Annotated in this window: 20 protein-coding genes; 7 read left to right on the top strand and 13 right to left on the bottom strand. The window is 50.9% G+C overall.

Annotated elements, in window-relative coordinates; genetic code table 11:
• Positions 1 to 31: 31 nt before the first annotated feature.
• Both AC4QZR_RS05335 and AC4QZR_RS05330 read right to left on the bottom strand, forming a co-directional pair.
• Positions 32 to 1,426, bottom strand: coding sequence for an MATE family efflux transporter (locus AC4QZR_RS05335; protein ID WP_494479966.1), 1,395 nt, complete (start codon positions 1,424 to 1,426; stop codon positions 32 to 34).
• A gap of 251 nt (positions 1,427 to 1,677) precedes the next feature.
• Complete coding sequence (locus AC4QZR_RS05330) at positions 1,678 to 2,760, bottom strand: sensor histidine kinase (RefSeq protein WP_494479965.1); 1,083 nt, start codon at positions 2,758 to 2,760, stop codon at positions 1,678 to 1,680.
• A 289-nt stretch (positions 2,761 to 3,049) separates the two neighbouring features.
• Here AC4QZR_RS05330 and ypfJ point away from each other — a divergent pair, with 289 nt between their 5' ends.
• Positions 3,050 to 3,949: a KPN_02809 family neutral zinc metallopeptidase gene (gene ypfJ, locus AC4QZR_RS05325; protein WP_253404490.1), complete on the top strand. Its 900-nt coding sequence runs from the start codon at positions 3,050 to 3,052 to the stop codon at positions 3,947 to 3,949.
• Positions 3,950 to 4,061: 112 nt separating this feature from the next.
• On the opposite strand, the gene AC4QZR_RS05320 is transcribed toward ypfJ, so the two are convergent.
• Positions 4,062 to 5,207 carry a serine hydrolase domain-containing protein gene (locus AC4QZR_RS05320; RefSeq protein WP_494479964.1) on the bottom strand — a complete coding sequence of 382 codons (1,146 nt, stop codon included), beginning with the start codon at positions 5,205 to 5,207 and terminating at the stop codon, positions 4,062 to 4,064.
• A 216-nt stretch (positions 5,208 to 5,423) separates the two neighbouring features.
• Here AC4QZR_RS05320 and AC4QZR_RS05315 point away from each other — a divergent pair, with 216 nt between their 5' ends.
• Positions 5,424 to 6,014 (top strand): fasciclin domain-containing protein, encoded by a 591-nt coding sequence (locus AC4QZR_RS05315; RefSeq protein ID WP_253404494.1) that lies wholly within the window; start codon positions 5,424 to 5,426, stop codon positions 6,012 to 6,014.
• Between the two features lie 275 nt (positions 6,015 to 6,289).
• The gene (locus AC4QZR_RS05310) at positions 6,290 to 7,261 is read left to right on the top strand and encodes an aldo/keto reductase (protein ID WP_494479963.1); all 972 of its coding nucleotides are present in this window, start codon (positions 6,290 to 6,292) and stop codon (positions 7,259 to 7,261) included.
• 3 nt (positions 7,262 to 7,264) lie between these two features.
• Here AC4QZR_RS05310 and AC4QZR_RS05305 read toward each other — a convergent pair whose 3' ends face one another.
• Genes AC4QZR_RS05305 through AC4QZR_RS05295 form a run of 3 tightly spaced genes read right to left on the bottom strand, consistent with a single transcriptional unit; the run spans position 7,265 to position 9,123 of the window.
• The gene (locus AC4QZR_RS05305; protein WP_494479962.1) at positions 7,265 to 8,158 is read right to left on the bottom strand and encodes a DUF5777 family beta-barrel protein; all 894 of its coding nucleotides are present in this window, start codon (positions 8,156 to 8,158) and stop codon (positions 7,265 to 7,267) included.
• A gap of 2 nt (positions 8,159 to 8,160) precedes the next feature.
• The gene (locus AC4QZR_RS05300; RefSeq protein WP_494479961.1) at positions 8,161 to 8,727 is read right to left on the bottom strand and encodes a YceI family protein; all 567 of its coding nucleotides are present in this window, start codon (positions 8,725 to 8,727) and stop codon (positions 8,161 to 8,163) included.
• A gap of 9 nt (positions 8,728 to 8,736) precedes the next feature.
• Entirely contained in the window at positions 8,737 to 9,123 is a 387-nt protein-coding gene (locus AC4QZR_RS05295) for a hypothetical protein (protein ID WP_494479960.1), read from the bottom strand.
• 207 nt (positions 9,124 to 9,330) lie between these two features.
• On the opposite strand from AC4QZR_RS05295, the gene AC4QZR_RS05290 reads away from it, so the two are divergent.
• Positions 9,331 to 11,886, top strand: a complete 2,556-nt coding sequence (locus tag AC4QZR_RS05290; RefSeq protein ID WP_494479959.1) for a beta-N-acetylhexosaminidase — start codon at positions 9,331 to 9,333, stop codon at positions 11,884 to 11,886.
• Positions 11,887 to 11,980: 94 nt separating this feature from the next.
• Here AC4QZR_RS05290 and AC4QZR_RS05285 read toward each other — a convergent pair whose 3' ends face one another.
• The 5 genes from AC4QZR_RS05285 to AC4QZR_RS05265 form a co-directional block, all read right to left on the bottom strand.
• Positions 11,981 to 12,223: a hypothetical protein gene (locus AC4QZR_RS05285; RefSeq protein WP_494479958.1), complete on the bottom strand. Its 243-nt coding sequence runs from the start codon at positions 12,221 to 12,223 to the stop codon at positions 11,981 to 11,983.
• Positions 12,224 to 12,427: 204 nt separating this feature from the next.
• A complete protein-coding gene (locus tag AC4QZR_RS05280) occupies positions 12,428 to 13,237 on the bottom strand; it encodes a hypothetical protein (protein ID WP_494479957.1) in 810 nt (269 codons plus the stop codon).
• A gap of 517 nt (positions 13,238 to 13,754) precedes the next feature.
• Positions 13,755 to 14,558, bottom strand: a complete 804-nt coding sequence (locus AC4QZR_RS05275; RefSeq protein WP_494479956.1) for a TspO-related membrane protein — start codon at positions 14,556 to 14,558, stop codon at positions 13,755 to 13,757.
• Between the two features lie 92 nt (positions 14,559 to 14,650).
• Positions 14,651 to 15,508 carry an agmatine deiminase family protein gene (locus AC4QZR_RS05270; protein WP_494479955.1) on the bottom strand — a complete coding sequence of 286 codons (858 nt, stop codon included), beginning with the start codon at positions 15,506 to 15,508 and terminating at the stop codon, positions 14,651 to 14,653.
• Positions 15,509 to 15,588: 80 nt separating this feature from the next.
• Complete coding sequence (locus tag AC4QZR_RS05265; RefSeq protein ID WP_494479954.1) at positions 15,589 to 15,894, bottom strand: hypothetical protein; 306 nt, start codon at positions 15,892 to 15,894, stop codon at positions 15,589 to 15,591.
• 198 nt (positions 15,895 to 16,092) lie between these two features.
• Here AC4QZR_RS05265 and AC4QZR_RS05260 point away from each other — a divergent pair, with 198 nt between their 5' ends.
• The gene (locus AC4QZR_RS05260; RefSeq protein WP_494479953.1) at positions 16,093 to 16,770 is read left to right on the top strand and encodes a hypothetical protein; all 678 of its coding nucleotides are present in this window, start codon (positions 16,093 to 16,095) and stop codon (positions 16,768 to 16,770) included.
• An 82-nt stretch (positions 16,771 to 16,852) separates the two neighbouring features.
• Here AC4QZR_RS05260 and AC4QZR_RS05255 read toward each other — a convergent pair whose 3' ends face one another.
• Positions 16,853 to 17,845, bottom strand: a complete 993-nt coding sequence (locus AC4QZR_RS05255) for a DUF2382 domain-containing protein (protein WP_494479952.1) — start codon at positions 17,843 to 17,845, stop codon at positions 16,853 to 16,855.
• Positions 17,846 to 17,947: 102 nt separating this feature from the next.
• Positions 17,948 to 18,628 carry an OmpA family protein gene (locus AC4QZR_RS05250; RefSeq protein WP_494479951.1) on the bottom strand — a complete coding sequence of 227 codons (681 nt, stop codon included), beginning with the start codon at positions 18,626 to 18,628 and terminating at the stop codon, positions 17,948 to 17,950.
• 843 nt (positions 18,629 to 19,471) lie between these two features.
• Between AC4QZR_RS05250 and AC4QZR_RS05245 the strand changes: the two genes are divergently transcribed.
• Entirely contained in the window at positions 19,472 to 20,302 is an 831-nt protein-coding gene (locus AC4QZR_RS05245; RefSeq protein ID WP_494479950.1) for an SDR family NAD(P)-dependent oxidoreductase, read from the top strand.
• A 51-nt stretch (positions 20,303 to 20,353) separates the two neighbouring features.
• Positions 20,354 to 21,022 carry an NAD(P)H-binding protein gene (locus tag AC4QZR_RS05240; protein ID WP_494479949.1) on the top strand — a complete coding sequence of 223 codons (669 nt, stop codon included), beginning with the start codon at positions 20,354 to 20,356 and terminating at the stop codon, positions 21,020 to 21,022.
• The last annotated feature ends 306 nt before the right edge of the window (positions 21,023 to 21,328 follow it).

The raw sequence follows: 21,328 nt of genomic DNA, 5'->3' as shown, positions 1-21,328 counted from the left end.
CAAACCTTTGGTGAGTTTATGAGGCTATACCTTATACCTTCACCGCTTTCCAGGTGCCGCGGCGGAAAAGCCACCAACTGACCAACGCATGGAACGAGTGGCAAAAGGCAATGGCGAGGAAGATGCCGGTTACCCCAAATCCGAATATTTTGGATAGCAGATAGGCCAGCGGAATTTCGATCAGCCAGAGCACCAGGATATTGATAATGGACGGTGTGCGGGTGTCGCCTGCACCGTTAAAGGCCTGCACCATCACCATACCCAACCCGAAAAAGACGTAGCCCAGCGTAATGATTCGAAGCGCCTCGGAGGCCACCGCAATTACGGCTTTGTCTGTTGCGAAAAAAGCGGCCAGGTACTCACCAAAGAAAAGAAACAGGAGCGTGACGGCCGCCATAAATATCACGTTGTACTTTGCCGTCAGCCATACAGCCAGTTCAGCCCGTTTCGCTTTCCGGGCGCCCAGGTTCTGGCCAACCAGCGTTGCCGCCGCTGAGGACAGTCCCCAGGCCGGCAGCAGCGCAAAGACAATCAGACGAAAAGCGATGGTATAGCCGGCCAGGGCACTGCTGCCAAACTCAGCCATGATGCGGGTCAGGAAGATCCAGCTCGCAGAGTCGATCAGGTACTGGCCCATGCCCCCCGAAGATACTGCCAGAATACGCCTGATCATCGCCAGACTAATGACCAGGTTATCGCGGCCGACTTTAAGCAGGTGCTTGCCATTGAGAAGGTGGTAAAGCTGGTAAACGACACCCACGCTTCGGCCGATGGTGGTGGCCCAGGCGGCGCCCTCCAGCCCCATACCATCGAAGCTGCCGATGCCGAAGATCAGGAGCGGGTCCAGCACGATGTTGGCGCCGTTGGCGAGCCAGAGTGCCCGCATCGCCAGGTGCGGCTGACCAGCTCCCCTGAAGATCCCGTTGATCAGGAAAAGCATGATGATAACCAGGTTTCCGGCAAAAATGATCTGCGCATAACGGAGCCCGGTTTCGAGCAGAGCGGCATCAGCGCCCATCAGCGTAAGGATATCGGCCGCAAACCAGGTGGCCAGGATACCCATGAGCAAGGCCAGCACCACACCCGTGACCAGGAGCTGGTAAGTCACGTTGCCTGCTTCATGGTAGTTCTTCTCACCAATTCGGCGTGCAACCAAGGCCGTAGCGGCAACACTCACGCCCATGCCCACCGAGTAGATCACCATCAGCACCGTTTCGGTGAGGCCGACCGTGGCCAGTGCGTGAGGCCCTAACTTTCCGACAAAAAAAATATCGACCACGGCGAAGAGCGACTCCATCATCATCTCCAGAATCATGGGCACTGCCAGCAGCACAATACTCGATCGGATGCCCAAGGTCGTAAAGTCCTGCTCCTTGCCCTTCACGGCTGACCAAACGAGCTGCAGAAAGTCTTTCAGGTTGTTCATGTGTGGTGATCAGGTATAGCAGGGGTACGGGAGAAGGAAGGAGTGGGGTTAGGGTATAGCGCAAGGCAGATGCAGAATCTTACACAGGTATAGGTATAGCCTCTCTCATATCCCACGGTGTGCATAGCTCCCGTAGGTGTCTGACTCAACACCTTTCGCTATACCTGTACCTGCTTCTTAAGAAAGGCTGTTCTGTTGTACGCTCGTGGGTCTGCAAGACGCCGTGGTTTCTCTTAAACGTAAGCTACATCCTATCGCAACGACCTGAAATACACCTTGAAAGTGGACCCTTCGCCTAACGTGCTTTCCAACTGTATCTCACCACCCATTTGCTCCACCATGCCTTTCACAATGAACAGCCCAACGCCGGTGCCTGGCACCTCGCTGTGCAAACGAGTATAGCGCTCAAATATCGAGTGTTTTTTATCTTCCGCTATACCTATCCCGTTGTCCCGCACGGTAAGCAGTATGTAATCGCCGGACTTTTCTGTTCGGATGGAGATAACAGGCGTTTTGCCCGGCTTCTGATACTTAATGGCGTTGTTGAGCAGGTTGTAAACGATGCTCCGGACATTTTTTCGGGAGAAGCTGATTTCTGGCTCCTCAATTTGCGTGTTGATCTGTGCGTTGGTTTCCGCAATCCTGTCCCGGAGGGCGAGCTTGGCGTCTTCGATGATGTTCTCGAAATTCACCCGTTCCGGTGCCTGGGCAAAGCCCGTGTCACTAGCCTGGATGTCGGCCAGATCCTCCACTGTCTGGCGCAGGTTGGCTACAGACTCGCTCAGCATGTCTTTGATTCGCTGGCTATCTTCTTCGTCCTCTGGCGCTTCCTGCATGAGCCTGATAAGCCCTTCTATATTCGAAAGAGGGCCTTTGATATCATGGGAGATGGAGTGGATGATGTTTTCATAGTTTCTGTTCAGGCTCTCGTAACCTTTCAGAATCTGAATGCGGTCGTCTATATCGATGAAGGTGACGATGACCCCATTGGTTCTGTTCTCCTTGCGCACGATGTAGGGCAGGATGTTCATCTGATACCATCGCTTGTCAGTGGTCTGGATCTCCTTTTCCAGGTCTTTGCTGCTTTCGATCACCTCGGTGATGTTTTCGATGAAAGTAGGGAAGCGGATATTGCTGGATACATCCACGATGTGCTTTCCAATGTCGTCAGAAGTCAGCTTGAAGTGCCTCATGGCTGGGGGAGTGAACTTACGCAGGATCATGTTGGCATCTACGAACAGCTGCGGGATGATCGTGTTATTGAAGTAATTTTCAAGTTCATCATTCAGCTCGATCAGTTTGCTGTGTGCCTTCCTGTTGTATGTATGATCCATAAATTTTGTGTCTAACTGCCTGCCTTCTCCCTATATGTGAGCTTTCTAAGTTCGGCAAATCCTAAAAAGCAGATAAATGAAAATGACTATACGAAGGAAATTGAAAACGTTTTATCAAGGCCTCTAAAATTAGATTTGTCGTCATTTATCTTATCATTAGGTCCTTCGTACACCGGTAGAGACAGGCTTCCTAAATTACCTATATCCAAGTGAGGTCGCTCCACGTTATAGTGTTCGATTATCAAGTATAGACTTAATAGTTTCACACCCGCATTAGAAAACAATAATTATGAAATGGCAAGGCAGAAGAAAAAGCACCAATATAGAAGACCGTAGAGGTCAGTCCGCAGGCGGTTTCGGAGGTGGCAGGGGCATCAGTCCCATGCTGCTCGTCCCTTTGTTCAAACTCCTTTTCTCGAAAGTAGGACTCATCATAGTGGGGGTTCTGATATTGATCCTGTTTCTGACAGGCACCAACCCCTTGACTCTCCTACAACAGTTTGTGGGCGGCGACGCGCAGTATGCGCAGTCAACCGACTACCAGCCCAGTCCGGAAGAGCAGGCACTAGCCGACCAGACGGCCGTGGTGCTGGCAGATACCGAAGATGTCTGGAACACGATGATACAAGGGTATAGAGAACCCACGCTGGTATTGTTTTCGGATCAGGTAAACTCGGCCTGCGGTCTTGCTTCCGCCGCCACCGGTCCCTTTTACTGCCCCGGCGATGAGAAACTGTACATTGACCTGAGCTTTTTCAGCGAAATGGATCGTAAGCTGGGCGCGGAAGGAGACTTTGCACAGGCTTATGTGGTGGGCCACGAAGTGGGGCATCACATCCAGAAACTCACCGGTACCATGGATCAGGTAAACGCCATGCGGGGCCAGTTGTCCCAAACTGAATTCAATCAGCTCATGGTGAGAGTAGAGCTACAGGCTGATTTCTATGCCGGCGTGTGGGCACATCATACCCAAAAAGAAAAAGGAATAATGGAGCCCGGCGACCTGGAAGAGGCCCTGAATGCGGCCAGTGCCATCGGCGATGACCGTCTTCAAAAGCAGTCCACCGGAAGAGTGGTACCTGACTCTTTCACCCACGGCACCTCAGCCCAACGTGTCCGTTGGTTTAAAAAAGGCTTCGAAACAGGCGATGTCAATCAGGGCGACACCTTTAACGCTACTGAGTTGTAACACCACAGTATAACGGGTATAGACTGGTCATATAAAAAGCCTCTCCATTTCCGGAGAGGCTTTTTATATGGTTAAATTATCGACAAGTTATATGGTTAAATTATCGACAAGGCTATTTCACTAAGTTATTGTAAAGGCTGTTGATGACCGCTGCCAGTGCCACGTTATACTCATTCACTTCCGGGGCGCTGGTGCCATTCGTGATCACCACAAAACCGAACTGCTCCTTTGGCTGAAAGAACATGGCGCTGTAGAGTCCGTAGGCATTGCCGGTGTGACCTACTATGGCCTTCCCCGGAATCAGGTTCTTCTCAGTTTTCAGCGCCAGACCGTAGCCATTGTCAGCGATCTTCGATTGCATCTTTTTAGCACTCTTCTTCGAGATGATCCGGGTGCCGTTATACTCGCCCTTGTTCATATGCATGGTCATGTACTTTGCCAGGTCGGTAGCCGATATTTTCATGCCGCCAGTAGGCGAAAAAATAGGCGTGCTGTAGCCCATTTTGTAGTTTCTGATTTCCTGCCGGCGTGGGTTATAGGCTGAGGGAGAAGGGGAGAATCGGCTGGAGTCAGGATTGTATTCATAAAGTGTCACGAAGCGGCTGGCGTCAAGGGAGTCTACATTATAGCCACCGTACAGCCCCAATGGGTCCAGGATGTGGTGCTTTACGTATTGATCGAAGCGCTCGCCAGTCAGTTTCTCCAGTATGGTGCCGGCCATGTTGAAGCCCAGGTTGCAGTACTCATACTTTGTGCCCGGTTCGTAGTCGTTGTAACAGGCCGCCCAGTTCGGATTTTTGGCAGGGTCGATGGTGTCTAATGTGAAGTAGCCCTGGCTGTCGTTGATGCTGGAGGTATGCGAAAGCATCATCCGCAGGGTGATAACCTTATTCGGGAATTTAGGATTCCGCACCTGAAAACCGACCAGCTTGCTCACATCATCATTCAAGGAAAGCTTGCCCGCCTCGATTAATTGCATCAGGGCCGTCACGGTAAAGGACTTGGAGATGGAAGCGATCCTGAAAATGTCGCTGTTAGAGAGCGGCGTCTGGCTTTCAACATCCTTCAAACCAAAGGATCTGTTATAGACAATATCCCCATTCTTGACTACGACAACTGCCAGCCCGACCATGTCATGCTGCTGCATAATGGCCTGCAGGTCTGCTTCCGTTTTATCATTTTGGGCATGGCTGGGTAGGGTGAGGGCTATGAGCGCAAGCGATGTGAGAGAGACTTTCTTCCAAAGGTTTTTCAGCATAGTTGTCATGGCATGTAATGTATGAGAAGTCTAATATAAGCATCTCTCCCGGAATTCCGTCATTTGCCTGCTTTGTCGGCCAGTGCTTTTTTTGCGTGCCGGGATGTGACAAGGCTAAAATTCGTGGCAGTGCCGCATCCTTTTAAAAATAGTTTTGAACAAAGGTGCTGGCTATTGGTTTTTTCCCTGTTAATCAAGCAATTAAAAATAACACTTATGAAAAAACTAAGCATTTTGTTCTTGTCGGCCCTTTTCCTGTATGGCTGCAACACCAACGAACAAGCCACCGAAAGCGAGGAAGTCGTGACAACGGACACTGAAATGACGACCGGGGATGACGCCATGACCACCGATGAAACTATGGCAACCGACGATGCCACGACTGCAGGTTCGCAGGACATTGTGGCCCTCGCTTCTGAAACTCCGTCACTCTCCACGCTGGTTCAGGCCTTACAGGCAGCTGACCTGGTGGGCGCCTTGCAGGGCGCGGGTCCTTATACCGTTTTTGCTCCAACAAACGAAGCTTTTGCTGCCTTACCAGCCGGAACTCTGGAGAACCTGCTGAAGCCCGAGAACAAGCAGCAACTCGTCGATATTCTGACCTACCACGTGGTGGAAGGAAACGTGAAATCAACCGATCTGTCGAACAACATGTCTGCCAAAACACTGAACAGTGCTGAGCTGAAGGTGATGCTAAATGGCAGCAGTGTGAAGATCAACGACGCCAACGTGACCATGGCAGATGTGGAAGCGTCGAATGGCGTGGTGCACGTGATCGACAAAGTGATGCTGCCGCCAACCAAGTAAGCAGCAGATTACACTTCATTAAAAACGGGCAGGTGCTTTTCCATAGGGCGCCTGCTCTTTTTTTTATTTAATAGTCTATACCTATACCTATCTTCTGTACTTTCTATACCTGGCCCCACCTTGCTCCGGCTGCCTTACATCCTATACCTGGCTTTCCATTAACTTTTTTATCCGGTCTATCGGAAAGCTTCGTGACTTGAGGTACCTTGGGCAGCAACTCTTGTCTGGCGGCAAGAGTATGCATGCAGAACTGAGAACTTAAAAATTAACAAGGTATGGAGTACAGAAGATTTGGCCGCACAGGCTGGCAGGTAAGCGAAGTAGGGTATGGCATGTGGGGTATGGCCGGCTGGACTGGCTCGGATGACCAGCAGTCGGACCGTTCATTGGACCTGGCCGTGGAAGGCGGCTGCAACTTTTTTGATACCGCCTGGGGCTACGGCAAAGGTAAAAGCGAGCAGATCCTAGGCCGCCTGCTCAAACGTTATTCAGACAAGCGACTATACGTGGCGACCAAGATTCCGCCTAAAAATATGAATTGGCCGTCGAGAGCAGAATACAAGCTCGAAGACTGTTTTCCTGCCGATCATATCATCTCCTATACCGAAAAAAGTTTGCAGAACCTGGGGGTGGAGACGATTGACCTGCAGCAGTTTCATGTCTGGGAAGACAGCTGGTCAGAACAGGAAGAATGGCAACGGGCCGTGGAGAAGCTGAAAGCCGATGGCAAAATTCAGCACATGGGCGTGAGCGTGAATCGGTGGGAACCGGACAATGTGCTCCAGACCCTGCGCACCGGCCACATCAGCAGCGTGCAGGTCATTTACAACATTTTCGATCAGGCGCCGGAAGACAAGCTATTCCCGCTTTGCCGCGAACTGGATATTGCTACCATCGCCCGCGTTCCCTTCGACGAAGGCACCCTCACCGGCACTTTCACAACGGAAACCACATTCCCGAAAGACGACTGGCGAAGCACCTACTTTGTGCCCGAAAACCTGAGAGCCAGTGTGGACCATGCCGACCGACTGAAACCACTTATACCTGCCGGCATGACCATGGCCGAGATGGCTCTGCGCTTTATTCTGAGTAATCCGGATGTGAGCACTACTATACCTGGTATGCGCAAAGCCCACCACGTGCAAGCCAATCTGCAGGCCAGCGATGGGAAAGGGTTGCCGGAAGAATTACTGGAGCAGCTTAAGTCGCACCGCTGGGACCGGAAACCTACGGAATGGTCGCAGTAGGCCTCACCATTCCTGTTTTTCTTTTCCCTTCAGGTCGAACACCCGCGAAATGTTAAAGCCGAAATAGATATCGCCGTCAGACCAATAGCCGGTATTCTGAGAGACAAAGAATTTCTCGACCATGCCCTGCGCATTTGTGAAAATCAGCTGGAAAACGTGTCCGCCTGTCTCAATATCAAAGCCAAGGGAAAGACCATTCCGGAAGTCCTGGCGGGTTTGGTCAGAAAGCAGGTAAAAGTATTCCGCGTTGAAAGAAGTCCGTTTGGTGATCTTGAAGCGTCCGCCGCCGCCAATCGCATAAACATTGTTCTCAGCCTGTCGCGTTGGAACGAGGTTGTGGTGAACGAGGGTGGGGGACAGCTGGAGCGAGAAACGATCTGTAAATTTCCTGGCGATGAGAACCTGTTGCGTAAAGGATAAACGGTGCCTGAACTCAAAATTGTTTTCTTCCTCCGGCCATTTCAGCGACCGGACAGCTGCGCTGGAAAAGAGCGTGAGCGTGACCGGCCGGCCCTTTTCCGTTTGTTGCCGCAGCAGTTTATACTTTAGAAAACCGTCAAAGGTCTTTTCGAGCGAGCTCCTTCCGACACCAATGTCAAGCTGATCTGTGATGCCATACTCCAGCCCCAGGCGGATAGTCGCCTGATCGAGTCCAAAAAGTTCATAGGCGCCGCTGTTTAAGGTACCGAACCGGTGGGAGATCAGAAAGAGTAGCACGCCATCGCTGTTCGTTTCTACCGTGTGCCCGTTTACCAAGCGCGTTGCCTTAAAGGTACCTGTCACATATTCTGCGATTGCACTATCACTGGCTTCCGCTATTTTAAGCAGCTCGTCCTGCGCCTGCGCAAAGGCTGTCGGCAGGCAAACCATCACCAGGAGAAACCATTTCTTTATCATATCTAAAGGCTGTTACCAATTAAGGGAGCATACACGATATCCACTGTTATGTCAATTCGCCTGGCGATGTTATTTCGAACAAGCCGCGGAATCACGATGTTGAACTCCTGGGGCGTGACGGTGAAGGTGGATTTGCCATAAAGTCGCCCTCCTTTTACTTCCAGTGTGCCAACGGTGTCGATGGCTTTGTCCTTCCCGTGTATGTTCAGCACGCCTTTTACCCGCACCAGATAGGCCGCTTCTCTGGTGATGTCAACAGTTTCCATGTTGGTTATTTTCCCCTTAAAAGTGGCCCTAGGGTATTTGTCCGACTCTACATAATTTTCGTTGAAATGCGTTTGCATCAGGGACTTCCGGAATTGAAACTCCTTCATCGGGACCGAAAAGACCATTTCGCCGGTGCTTATATCTATAACAGAGACAACTTTTTTGTTATGGGCTTCAATGTCCTCCAGGGGCGCATCTGAAAAAAACCAGATATGGCCTGTTTTGGTGAAGTAACGCGCTTGTGCCATCCCATCTGCCATCGGGAAAAGGATGATCGTCAGGAGTAGCATGAGCTGTTTCATGATGATAGATTAATTGTTCAGTGCGCCATCAGCCACCCATTTCTTTATCTTGTCAATATCACAGGCTGAGAGTTTAGAAGCGCCCTGTGGCATAGGAGCGAAGCCCAGCGCGTGCGTGATCGCGCCAATCAACCGGCCTTCGTCTACCTTTGCTTTTACACCACTGAAGTTGCTCAGGACCACTCCGCCCTCGGCAATGTTGGCAGCATGGCAGGCGTAGCAGTTGGTAGCCAGTATGGGCACCACACTACCGGAAAAAGTAACTGTATTGGTATCGCATTGCTGGGGGGACTGCTGCGGCATCAGATCTTCTTCGTTGTCATCAGCACAAGCCGCAGCAGCCATAAGGAGAATGCCCAGCATCAATTTTTTTATCGTAGAAAGAGCTCGTGCCATGTTTCCTTTTTTTGTTCCTTTTCTTCTTGATGCCCCCATCACGGAGACTTTTTTCGGATGGTTGCCTCGGGTTGAAATAAAATAATACACCTGAATGCGTTGAGTTTTCAAATCAATCTTGCGGTTTTGTGCAGGTATAAGGTTTATGTTCTACCTATTTTATGCTATATTTCAGCATAAATCGACACGCCTGTATATTTAGATAACATGAGAAAGACCCTCACTGCCGTTTTATGCGCCCTCTTTACTCTGATTTATTCAACTTCCTTTGCGCAGGAAAACAAGAGTCAATTTGACCCGAAGAAGCTTCAACTGAGCTATGAAATAGCAGACGGAAAGTACCAGAACAAGCCGCAGACACTGGCCGTCCTCACCCTCACCAACACAGGAGAAGCTACTTTACCGGCAAGTGGCTGGACCTTGTATTTCCATTCGTTTCCTGCCCTTAAACCCAAAGAAGAGAATGCACCTTTCAAGGTAGAGCATGTGAATGGCGACCTGCGTTACCTGGTTCCAACGGCCACTTTCAAGGAACTGGCTCCGGGGGCTTCGCTGCTTATAGAACTGGTGTCCGGCGGGCAGGTTGTGAACGAGTCCAGAACACCACATGGCTTTTACCTGGTTTGGGACCACGACAAGTCGAAAGGACATGCCACCGCGCAGATCAGCGTGAAAAAGCCGGACCAGCCCTGGGTAGACTGGCTGCAGGCGAAAGATGTCTATGAGCAGAACAAGGTGATCACCGACATACCCGAGGAGAAGCTAACCAAAGTATTCCCGACGCCGGCCGTTTACCACGAAACCGGAAAGCCCTTTACCATGACCGCCGCTATACCTATTGTAACGGATGCGGCTTTCATGCGCGAGGCTACTATGCTGGCAGATCACCTTGGCACGGTATTCGGAAAGAAGCCGGTGATCAGTATGCTGGGTACCGGCAAAGCGATCCGCCTGCAGCAGAAAAAAGGGCTGGGGCCGGAAGCCTACGAACTGCAGGTGAGTCCGCAGGAAGTGGTGATCAACGCCTCCACGCCGGTTGGTGCTTTTTATGGTACCCAATCGCTTAAGACGCTGATCCCGGCGGCAGCACTAACTAAAAAGCAAAGTTCTGTTTCTCTACCTGGCGTGCGGGTGTCGGATAATCCTCGATTCGGACACAGGGCCTTTATGATGGATGTGGCCAGGAACTTTCAGTCAAAGGAACAGGTGCTGAAGGTTCTGGATCTGATGGCACTCTACAAGTTGAACGTGCTTCACTTTCACCTGAATGATGACGAAGGGTGGCGCCTGGAGATTCCGGGCCTGCCGGAGCTGACCGAAGTTGGTGGCAGACGCGGCCATACAACAGATGAGTTGAATCACCTGCAGCCTTCGCTGGGTTCAGGTCCGGATGCCGACAAAACCAGCGGCAGCGGCCACTATACCGAAGCCGACTTTATCGAGATTCTGAAGTATGCGACAGAGCGCCACATCAAGGTGATTCCGGAGATTGAAACCCCGGGACATGCCCGAGCAGCGATTAAGTCGATGGATGCGCGTTATGCCCGCCTGATGCAGGAGGGGAAACCTGAAGAAGCAAAACGTTACCTGCTCCGTGACCTGGAGGATAAATCAGTGTACCGCTCGGTGCAGAACTGGAACGATAACGTGATCAATGTGGCGCTGCCTTCTACCTATACCTTCCTCGAAAAGGTGGTGGACGAGATCCTGGTGATGTATAAGGAAGCCGGTGCCCCGATCCAGACCATCCACATGGGCGGCGACGAAGTACCTAATGGCGTTTGGGAGAAGTCTCCTGCTGTTGATGCTTTGATCGCGGCTAACCCATTGATTAAGGGTAAATATGATCTTTGGGACTACTTCTTCGGTAAGGTGAACGACATGCTGAATGCCCGCAACCTATACCTGTCAGGCTGGGAAGAAATAGGCCTGACAAGGGTAGAGCAGAATGGGAAGAAAGTGTATGTGCCCAACCAGGATTTCAAGGCCAAGAACTTTCATGTGGATGTCTGGAATAACCTGTGGGGCGCAGAGGACCTGGCTTACCGCATGGCGAATGCCGGCTACAAGGTGGTGCTCACCAACGCTTCCAACCTATACCTGGACCTGACTTACCAGAAAGCCTACGAAGAGCCGGGCTTGTATTGGGCAGGCTACCTGGATCTGGACAAGCCTTTCTACTTCATCCCGTTCGACTACATGAAGAACCAGAAAGTGGACACGGACAATAAGCCGATCAATCCGGCGGTAGTGTTCAAAGGGAAAGAACGACTGACTGCCTACGGCCGGACGAACATTGTAGGCCTGCAGGCGCCGCTTTGGTCCGAGATGATCAAAACCCCGGAGCGCCTGGAGTACATGCTGCTGCCTAAACTGTTGGGCTTGGCTGAGCGCGCCTGGGCGCCCGACCCGGCCTGGGCTACAGAGCCCGATGCTGCCAAAGCCGAAGCTGCTTACAACCAGGCCTGGTCTGCCTTTGTGAATGTATTGGGTAAACGCGAGCTCCCACGCTTGAGCCATTATGCTGGCGGATTTCAGTATCGCATACCTACAGCCGGGGCTATCCTGGAAAATGGAAAAGTACTGGCTAATGTGCAGCTACCTGGCTTTATCATCCGCTATACCACAGACGGCTCGGAGCCAACCGAAAAAAGCAAGATATACACAGGCCCGATCAGTGCGAAAGGGCAGGTTAAGTTGAAGGTGTTTTCTCCTTCGGGACGGTCCGGCCGTGTCGTGACAGTTTCAAATAAGGCGAGTTGATCGGACAGCCGCCTACACCAATTGCGTGGCACGTGAAAAGGTCTGCCAGTTATATCTGCCAGACCTTTTTTAATGCGTCGACTTGATGAAGCGTTTATTCTGGACCTGCAGAAGGCTTTTGCACAGGGAAGTGATTTTTCCGGAGGTTCATGCCATAGGTATAGTTCGTTGACAGGATCACATCGTTGCAATCAAAATGCTTGATCACCCCATCTTTTTGCAAAGCAACCACCCAGCAGGTGTTCTGGTGCATGCCGTAATCGATAATGAAGATTGCCTGGCCCGTACCCAAAGGCGTTTCGACCAGAATGGTTGGTTTTAATTGAAGTATAGACATATGGTGCGTTCTAAGGTAATTGTTTTCGGCTCTTTAACCATTGAGCCAAACAATAGTTTAGGACACCTTTATACCTAACTTGTTTGTTTTATCGCGCAGCACCTATTTAAGGGCAATGCAGTTGGTTCATTCTCGTTGGGACAGGTCGCGACCTATCCGCACGCATCGTGATCGGTAATCGACGAATCATACACAAACTAATAATCAGTCAGGATAAGCAATAAAATCACACACCTCCTCATCGCAAAGCAACTGCCGAAGTTCGGGGTCCTGCAGCACCTGCGTATAATCCATCCATTTGCCGTTGACCTTTAGCTTGCGCTGTATGAGCCGGATGCCGTGGCTGTAGTCGACGTACCAGTTGATGTGTCCGGTATAAAGCGGCTGTATGGGTTTACCATCTGTGCGGTGCCAGCCATAAATGGCCACCCGGTTGGGTCGTGGGTCCCGGCTCACTTTGCTGCTTATCACGACATCTTTTTTGATGCCGGCAATAAGTCCCTTACGTCCCTGGCGCTGCCCTTCGATCAAGAGATGGTGGTGGTAGAAGGTAAGTGTACTGTCGCGGAGCGCGTAGAGCGGGAGGGGCTCTAGTTTTACGCTGGCTTGCCTGTAAATGGTGTCCACCATTTTGCGGGTAGGCAGAAAGCAACCCAAGCTGTCAGCCAGTTGCTGTGCGGCCATCGGGGTGAGGGGGATGCGGGCCCAGTTGGCGTTGTGCCCGATGCTTACGTAGTCCGGGCTGGCATAAAAAGTAGCTTCTATCGTTTTGCCCCCGGCGTTTGTAGCGGTGACAGGTATAGCCACAAATTTTTGAAGGAAGTCCGGCATATTGCCGCTCAGGATCTCCCGCACAGCCAGCGAATCGCGCTGCTGCCAGGTATAGCTGGCGGCTTGCTGGTAAAAGTCTGACCCTGACAGAGCAGCAGCCGGACGGGTTGGGAGCGTCATTTGCCGCTGGACGGTGCAGGAGAACGTAAACAGCAGCAAGGAAAAGCAAAGGAATCGTTTCATCTTTTTGTCGGTCTCCGGGCATGCAATGCGGCAGCGCCTGTTGCCGGTGATTATTTCATTAGCCAGCATAGCCGCCGTTTATCCGGATTCAAAGGCTTAAGGTAAGGAAAGATCTGTTGGTCAGGAAGGGAAGATAGCTTATTTTGATTATTTGTGAGGGAAGGTGCCAGCCCAGTTCATCAGGTATAGGAATTCAGATTGCTCCTGTCGTCGAAATGACAGGGTAGGGATCGTTTAGAAAAAGGCGTGCTGTTATGCGAAACTTTCTGTAAACAAGCTAGTTAACTATAGTAGAGGAACTTAAATGGTTCTATGTTTCACTTATAATCAGAATGGCCTATGACACCGAATACTGCACTTGCGCTGCTATTGGTAGGCTCAGTCGCTTATTTCGTTATTGAGTTGATGATCGACTAAAGAGGCCTTGCACTTTTATTAAATGAGCACCTGATGAGGCGTCCGTTCAGCTGCCTGGCGGTGGTTGAAATAGATGACCCATCTGTCAGGTATAGCCGGGCTATACTTGTTCCTGCACAATTCTCCCATACCTGAAAAACACCAGTAACGATACCAAACCTACCACCGCCAGACAGATCCAGGCTGTCGTGATGATCTGCGGGCTTTCCGCTACACTCAGTTCGCGGTGTTTGAGGATGATGCCGTAGAGTGCCCAGACTCCGACAAGACCCACCACAGGATTCGTCCGGCTAAAGACCACAAACACCACGATCAGGGTAGCCGCGACGATCATGATCATCGTCCAGAGTCCTTCACTCAGGCCAAAACCATCCCATCCCAAACCTACCAAAGCAGAACTGATGTTGGCGACCGTGGCGATGATGATCCAGCCAAAGTACAAGCTCAGCGGCACCTGCGTAAACCAAATAGATGCGGCTGAGCGGCTTCTGTCAAAAATACCCAGGCGGAGGTGGATCAGCAACAGTGTGACCAGCTGGATCAGGATCAGAACCACCGAGAGCAGCAGGCGCTCGTTTACCCAGGCAATGGTCCAGGCACCGGTAGCCAGGTTGTTGAGCATGAAAAGAAAGCCGAGTCCTTTCAGGTCCGCGTTAGCTTCGTGCAGGGCGGGTTCCTTAAATGCTTTGACGAGGTGGTAAATGCAGAAGGCAGACAGCGCCAGGTATATGATTCCCCAGATGGAAAAAGTGATACCTGCCGGGGTGAAAAGCGCCGGATATTTTGCGGACACTTCGCCGATGGTCTGGCTATTGAAAAGCTCCAGCTGCGTGAGTTGCGAAGGCACCAGATGCAGAAGGAAAAACACGGTGTTCAGAATGGCAAGTGTCTTGATATTTTTCATAGTCCGGAGGCCGTTATTTCGGGATTGTTCTATCTACGCAAAAGAAAAATACTTAACCGGCCTCTACCTGAAATGTTCGCCGATACCTGTATTTATACCTGCGCATTCCAAGTCACACAGTTGAGCACGCCGCCATCTATGGCCAGTTCGCGCGCAGGTATAGGAATCACTTCATAGTCACTGAAAATGCTTCGTGTCGACTGCAGCGCTTCTGCATCTTCGGGTATATCGAATTGCGGGAACAGGATCACCTTACCGATCCAGGCAAAGTTGATGTAGCAGCCAATGGCAGTGTACTCTCCATCGTCATCCCGCTCCTCAGAAAAGACATTGGGAAATTTGACAAGTTGTAGACCAGTTCGCCGCAGGGCCCGCTCGTACCTGGCTTTCCAGCTTTTACTATGCTTCTCGTAATCTGCCACCAGCAAGGTATGGTCATCCAGGAAGCGTACCATTCCATCAGAGTGCCCGGTCATATCATCGGACTGCTTAGGTATAAGGTATAGCTCCTCGACTTGCAACGCATGCTGCAGTTGTGCTATCACATCCTCTGTTGCAAGCTTCTTGTTTTCGCTGAATATCCGCTCTGTCAAGATAACCGCATTCCCGGAGCGAACGACGTTTCCACCATCCATGACAAGCGGATGCTGAAATAGTGAGCCGGCCAAAGGAGTCTTAAGCTGTACCTGCGAAGTATCGGTGATCGTGTGCCGGTACTCATCGTTGTCGCAGTAGGAGGGGTAGTATTTGAATTGCACGAACTTATCCTTAGCTACCTGCACCGGCATGTAGTCGCGGCACCAGATGTCACTCGTGTTCTCGATAAAGCCATACCCTATACCTGCCCGTTCAAGGGCTTTCTCCAGGTATAGCCAGAAGTCATGCAGTGCCGGGCGCTCCTTGATCAGGCTGCTGAAATAAACGAAGTTGGTGTCGCGGTCGGTGATCAAATTCAGATTTCTCCTTTCGTCGAAATGACAGGGTGGGGGACTGGCTTCAGTTTAAGGTATAGCTTGCAGGAAGGTATACCTTACAAAATTGAACTGATGATCAGTTGATCGCCGCCTTGCTTGCCGATCTTGTTCAGCTTGATCGCTTCGGTGTCCGGTGCCGGCTGCTCGCGCAATGCTTTGATGTACGCTTCGAGTTCTTCCTGTGTCTCGAAAAGCGCGTGTACTTCTTCCTTCCGTTGACTGAGGGTTTTTACGGCGTCGCTGGTGAGGCTGTAGAGTTTCCAGGCACGGAACCGCCCGCTGTAGCATTCATAACCGCCGATGCACACATAGGCGTAATAATAGCGGTCCCAGCCGAAGTCGTGGATAGATACTTGTGCCATCAGAAAAAAGGATAAAGGTATAGGGCTGCAGATTTGAAATGATGCCTAAGATACGAAAAATAACAGCAGCTATATAGGCTTGTTTTGGCATTCTGGTTAAAGTACTATATTTGTCAAATACTCGCTGGCTATACCTTGGTTAGGATCATGTAACATACAGGTCCTATGCACAGCGGGTATACCTCAAAAAACATTCTTATGAAAAATTTTACCTGGCTGCTGGTGGCAGCCCTGGGCCTGACGAGCTGTATGGGCACGAAAAAGTACGCGTCGTTTGTGGAGCAACGTGTGCAGACAGAGCAGGTAGCTCATCCGCAGCACGATGCGCTGGTGGTGAATGCACCAGCCACCGTACAGACGGGCAATCAATTCAAACAGCTGGAGCGCTCATTTATACCTGCACTGGTATACTGGGGTTGGAATTCCACCATCTCCTGCGAGCTCGATCCGGGCAAGGCCGCCTCTTCCGTGCGTCGTGGTATGTACCAGGCAGCAGATAAACTTAACCTGCAGGACAAACTGGCTGGCAGACAGTTGGTGGTTGATATCCGGCAGACGCCCGGCCAGTTTATGTACGTAAACAAGGGCAGTGTCATTTTCCTGATCTTTGCACACATCACATCGGGGGAGGAATCCATCACACCGCGCCCGACTGACCTGGTACTCCACTACCAACTCCTCGAAAACGGTGCCGTGGTAGCCAGCGGAGAGGAGCAGCTAAAGAACACGCAGGAGCCTTTGCGCAATCTCTGGAAGTCGTCGAAAAAATTTACCTGGCTATACCTGGAGCAGTTTGATCAGGAAGCCAATCGCATGGGGGAGGAGTCCCTGAATAACATTCTGCTAAAACTGGAGGGTGACATGAGTCGTCTGTAGTCAGCTGGGTTTTAAAAGCCCGTCGCTATAAATAAAAAAATCCCCTCTGATAAAGCAGAGGGGATTTTTTTATATGATCTGATTATATCCGCGAATCAGTTCGGTCTTCCCGTTTGGGCGGGTTGGTCGGATCGTCCGGATCGATTGGCCTGTTTGAGGCTTTCGGGTCTACATTCCTTCGACGCGGATCATTCGGGTCCAGTTTATCTATGTCCACCTCCGTATTTCGAACAGTGTCGCGGATGGTCTCGTCGTGCTCCGTTACGTCCTTGCGAAGGTTTATCTCTTCCACCACACGGGCTTCTTTGTTGATCACGGCCTCTTCGGCACGCTCTGTCAGGTTGATCTCACCTTCTTTGGCATTTGCCAGGTCGGCATCTGTTGCCGGACGATCAACGGGTCTGCGCTCCACATCCACGTGCTCCTCGCGTAATTTGATGTGCTCCTCAACAGGACGCTCTACAATGCGCGTGCGGATGTTGGTTGCCCCGGTTTCTACTTCCCGTTTACCAATATTCAGATCCTCCTTGATGATCGGAATCGTCTGATCGCCTTCCTGTGCGCCGGTAGGAGTTGGTCTGTTACGATAAAATCTATCTTCGTCGTAGGCAGGGTCATTGTAGAAATCATTCGTATCGCGGGTGTCCCGGCCTGCTACGGCAGCACCGGCGGCAGCACCAGCTGCCCCCATACCTCCGAATACGTTGCGGACAGACATCTCTGTATCCCGTGTCAGGCTGCCTTTCTCGTAAACCGGCAGCGCCTGCAGTTGATCAGCTGTGATATTTGGCAGGATCACATCGTCGTCCGAATCCTGTAGCTCGGCTACCCCGATAGGTATGAGCACATGGCGCGGTTCCAGATCGAGGTAGTTGCCTTCTAGGTCGAGCACGATGTAACGCACCTTGCGGCTCTGCGGATCAAAGAGGAGTTCTTCCACCTCGCCGATGGTGTTGCCCTGCGGGTCTTTCACATTCCAGCCTTTGATGTTAGGCTCTCCTTCTGCTATCTGGAAATCACTGCCGCCCAATTCCTGCAGGCGGTTTCTATCATTATAATCTTCGTTTGTATTCATCGTCGTAATAAGTTAATAGTTAATAAGCTGGCTTGGTATTAATAGGTTATACGCGTGTTCCTGGCGCACGAATAATTCTCTTTCATGCGGGGCCGCCGATGCTTAGTTTCCGCGTCGTGCCACGATCTCCACGCGTCTGTTCTGCTGACGCCCCTCGGCGGTCTGGTTGGTGGCAGCCGGATCGGCCTCACCTACCGCATGTACCGTAATGCGGTCGGCATTGATGTTGCCATTTTGTGTCAGCCAGTTTCGAACGGCCTCGGCCCGTTCTTCAGCCAGCTGCTCATTATAATTTTTGCTGGCCTTGGAGTCGGTGTAGCCATAAATGCGTATCTGCCCATCGTTGTAGCGCTGGTTCAGTGATTGTGCTACCTGCTTTAACTTCGGTGCGGCCTCAGCGCGGATCTCCTTCGAATCAGTACCGAACAGGATTGTCTCATCGACGCTGTAAATGGCATACTCATCATTGCCTCGTACAGTCACGTCCCTGTCAGTGATCTCCTGGTAGGTGGCAACCGGCGCGTTGCGGTCGATGTCATCCCAGTCGGCGTCAGTTGCTGTGCGGCTGTCGGTATCCATAGCACCGGTTGTGCCGCCGGTGGTAGCACCAGCAGTTGTGGCTGCGGTGGTGGCAGTTGTAGTATCTGTGTCCATGTCACGGTCAACGTCGTTGTCGTCACATCCACGCATTAAAAATATAATGGCCAGCAAGGCCAGAAGAGCCAGTATGAGCCATATCCAGATGGGTCTGTTCTTTTTCGGTTCAACGTTTAATTCAGCCATTTTTCAGTCGTTTTATTTTGTTTAAAAGGATTTAGATCAACATTGCGCCATCTTTGAAAAAACTAAGGCACAATAGAAAGATTACGACTTACCTGTAGAATTAGTTATATATATTGATTTATTAAATAAAAAAAGTCTAATTCTGATGCGCGTCTTAGACTGCAGCAGATTTCCTGATCCGTACACTACCTGAGCACCCTGGTAAATGCTTTTGATGAGCACTTTTATCACTCACCGTACTTTATTTTGAATACTCTTTTGAATGCTGAGACTGCTCCTGAAACGGTGTCCGGATGTATTTATAAGACTGTTGTTTCGAACATCTGTTTCCGGAAGTGTTTCTGCAGGGGACATCCTTGACCCCCGTATACCTGCAACGCCAGCTCACAGGCCCTTTCGGATTTATTAATGCGAAAGCAAACGGTAGGGGATTTCCTAATCACCGTATACCTGCAAACCTACACGCTGAGATGTGGACATCCCCAACAGAAAGCTTCGGGATATGGATGTCCCGAAGAGTTGTGTAGGCGGATTCAGTCCCCTTTTTTTCAACCTGAAATAATCTTGAGAGGCAGTGGCGAGAGCTTAACCTACTTGCCACCAAGAATTTTAACAGTATGATGGTGATTTCCGTGCAGGTTTTCCCAGCATGAAACACTCCGCTGTTTCCGTCAAAGGGACAGTTTTAATGTTACAGTTATTAGCTGAAGGCTCATATCCACCACACAGCGCAAAAGCCAGAACAATCGTATATGACCGCACCAGAATTTCTATACCTGTCAGGTATGACAGCAGCTGTTCTTACCTTAGATTTTTAATTAAAATTAATAAAGATATACCAACATGCAGGCAGACCTCAGCGGTAAAACCATCATCATTACGGGCGGCAGTTCCGGTATAGGCGCAGCGGCTGCACGAAGCCTGCGACGGCAGGGGGCGCAGGTCGTGATCACGGGTCGTTCCGGTGAAACCAAAAAGCTGGCCGAAGAGATAGGCTGCGACTATTACCTCGTGGACTACACCCGCTTTGCGGAGGTGCACGCTTTTGCCCGGGATCTGCTGGCAAAATATCCCCGTATTGATGTACTGGTCAACAACGTGGGCGGCATTATTGCTAACAGACGAATGACCGCAGACGGCCATGAAATGACATTGCAGGTCAACCATTTGTCAGGCTTTCTGCTCACACTACTGCTCCAGGAACGACTGGAGAGCTCCAAGGCAATCGTGATCAATACCTCCAGCGCTGCCAATCTCATGGGCCGCATTAAGTTCGACGACCTCGAAAACCAGAAGAACTACAAAAGCATGTCGGCTTACGGAGCAGCCAAACTGATGAACATCCTGCATGCCATGGAAATTAGCCGGCGCTTTAGAGGCGTGTGGGCGGCTTCGTTTCATCCGGGGGTTGTCGGGACAGGTTTTGCGCGGGAAGGGGGCGGCCTGATCAGGTGGGCGTATGAAGGTTTGCTGGGGCGTTTCCTGATGATCACCCCTGAGCAAGGAGCTGATACCCTGCTCTGGCTGATCAGCACCTTGCCGGGCAAGGACTGGCAGGATGGGGAGTATTATTACAAACGCAGACCCGGTCGCCGGAATCCGCAAGTTAGCCCGGAACTGGCTGCTAAATTATGGGATGTTTCTGTGCAGCTAACCGGAGACGTAAAACAATAGCCCGTGTTGCAGGTATAGAATTATAATAAGAACTGATAAACAAAGCACACGATGAAAACAGCACTCATAATAGGCGCAACCGGCCTGGTAGGAACGCAACTGGTACAGCAGCTACTGACCGACGAACGCTTCAGCAAAGTGACCGTGTTTGGCAGGCGTTCACTATGTATAACCAACACCAAACTGGAAGAGCACCTCATCGATTTTGACAAACCCGAATCGTGGCAGCACCTGGTGAAAGGCGATATATTTTTCTCCACGCTAGGCACGACGCTCAAGCAGGCAGGTGGTCAGAACGAACAGTACAAAGTAGACTACCACTACCAGTATAAGTTCGCCGAAGCAGCCGCGAAAAACGGTGTGCCGGCCTATGTGCTTGTTTCCTCATCAGGCGCTAACAAGGATTCCATGATCTTCTATTCCCGCATGAAAGGCACGCTGGAGGAGAATGTGAAGAAGCTCGACTTCCAGAGCATCAGCATCATACAGCCCGGCCTGCTGCACGGCGACCGCAAAGAGAGCCGCACCGGCGAGGAAGTAGCCTATAAGGTAATGCACTTTTTAGATAAAGTAGGTATTGCAGGCAAGTACAAACCCTACGAAGACAAGGTAGTGGCGCAGGCCATGATCAACGCAGGTATAGCCGCCCAGCCCGGCGTGCATACCTATACCTTAGGAGATATATTCACGCTGGCAGAAAGAGAGCATTTGAGCCGGTAGGTGTGGTAGAAATGACGCGAGCGTCGTAGCTTGAGTATGCTATGGTGGTTATAGGTATAGCGTACCGCAGGTTTAGCATCAGCATAACTTGTGGTGATGGCTGTTGCAGGTATAGCAAACTGAGTTGTTCTATAGCTTGCCCTGGCCGGGCGGGCCCTACTTTTTTTCTTGATAAAAAAAGTAGGCAAAAAAATCAAGACGCTTTTAAACTCGCTGACCGCTCAAACACAAAATCGTCATCGGTGCACCGTGAACTGCAGTTTGTTCCATTGCTAGCGTGCGAGTTTGTCTTGCTATACCTGACAG

The sequence above is a fragment of the Pontibacter sp. YIM B11418 genome (genome assembly GCF_059278805.1).
Note: the sequence above shows the minus strand (reverse complement) of the source record. Positions and strands in the feature narration are given on the sequence as shown.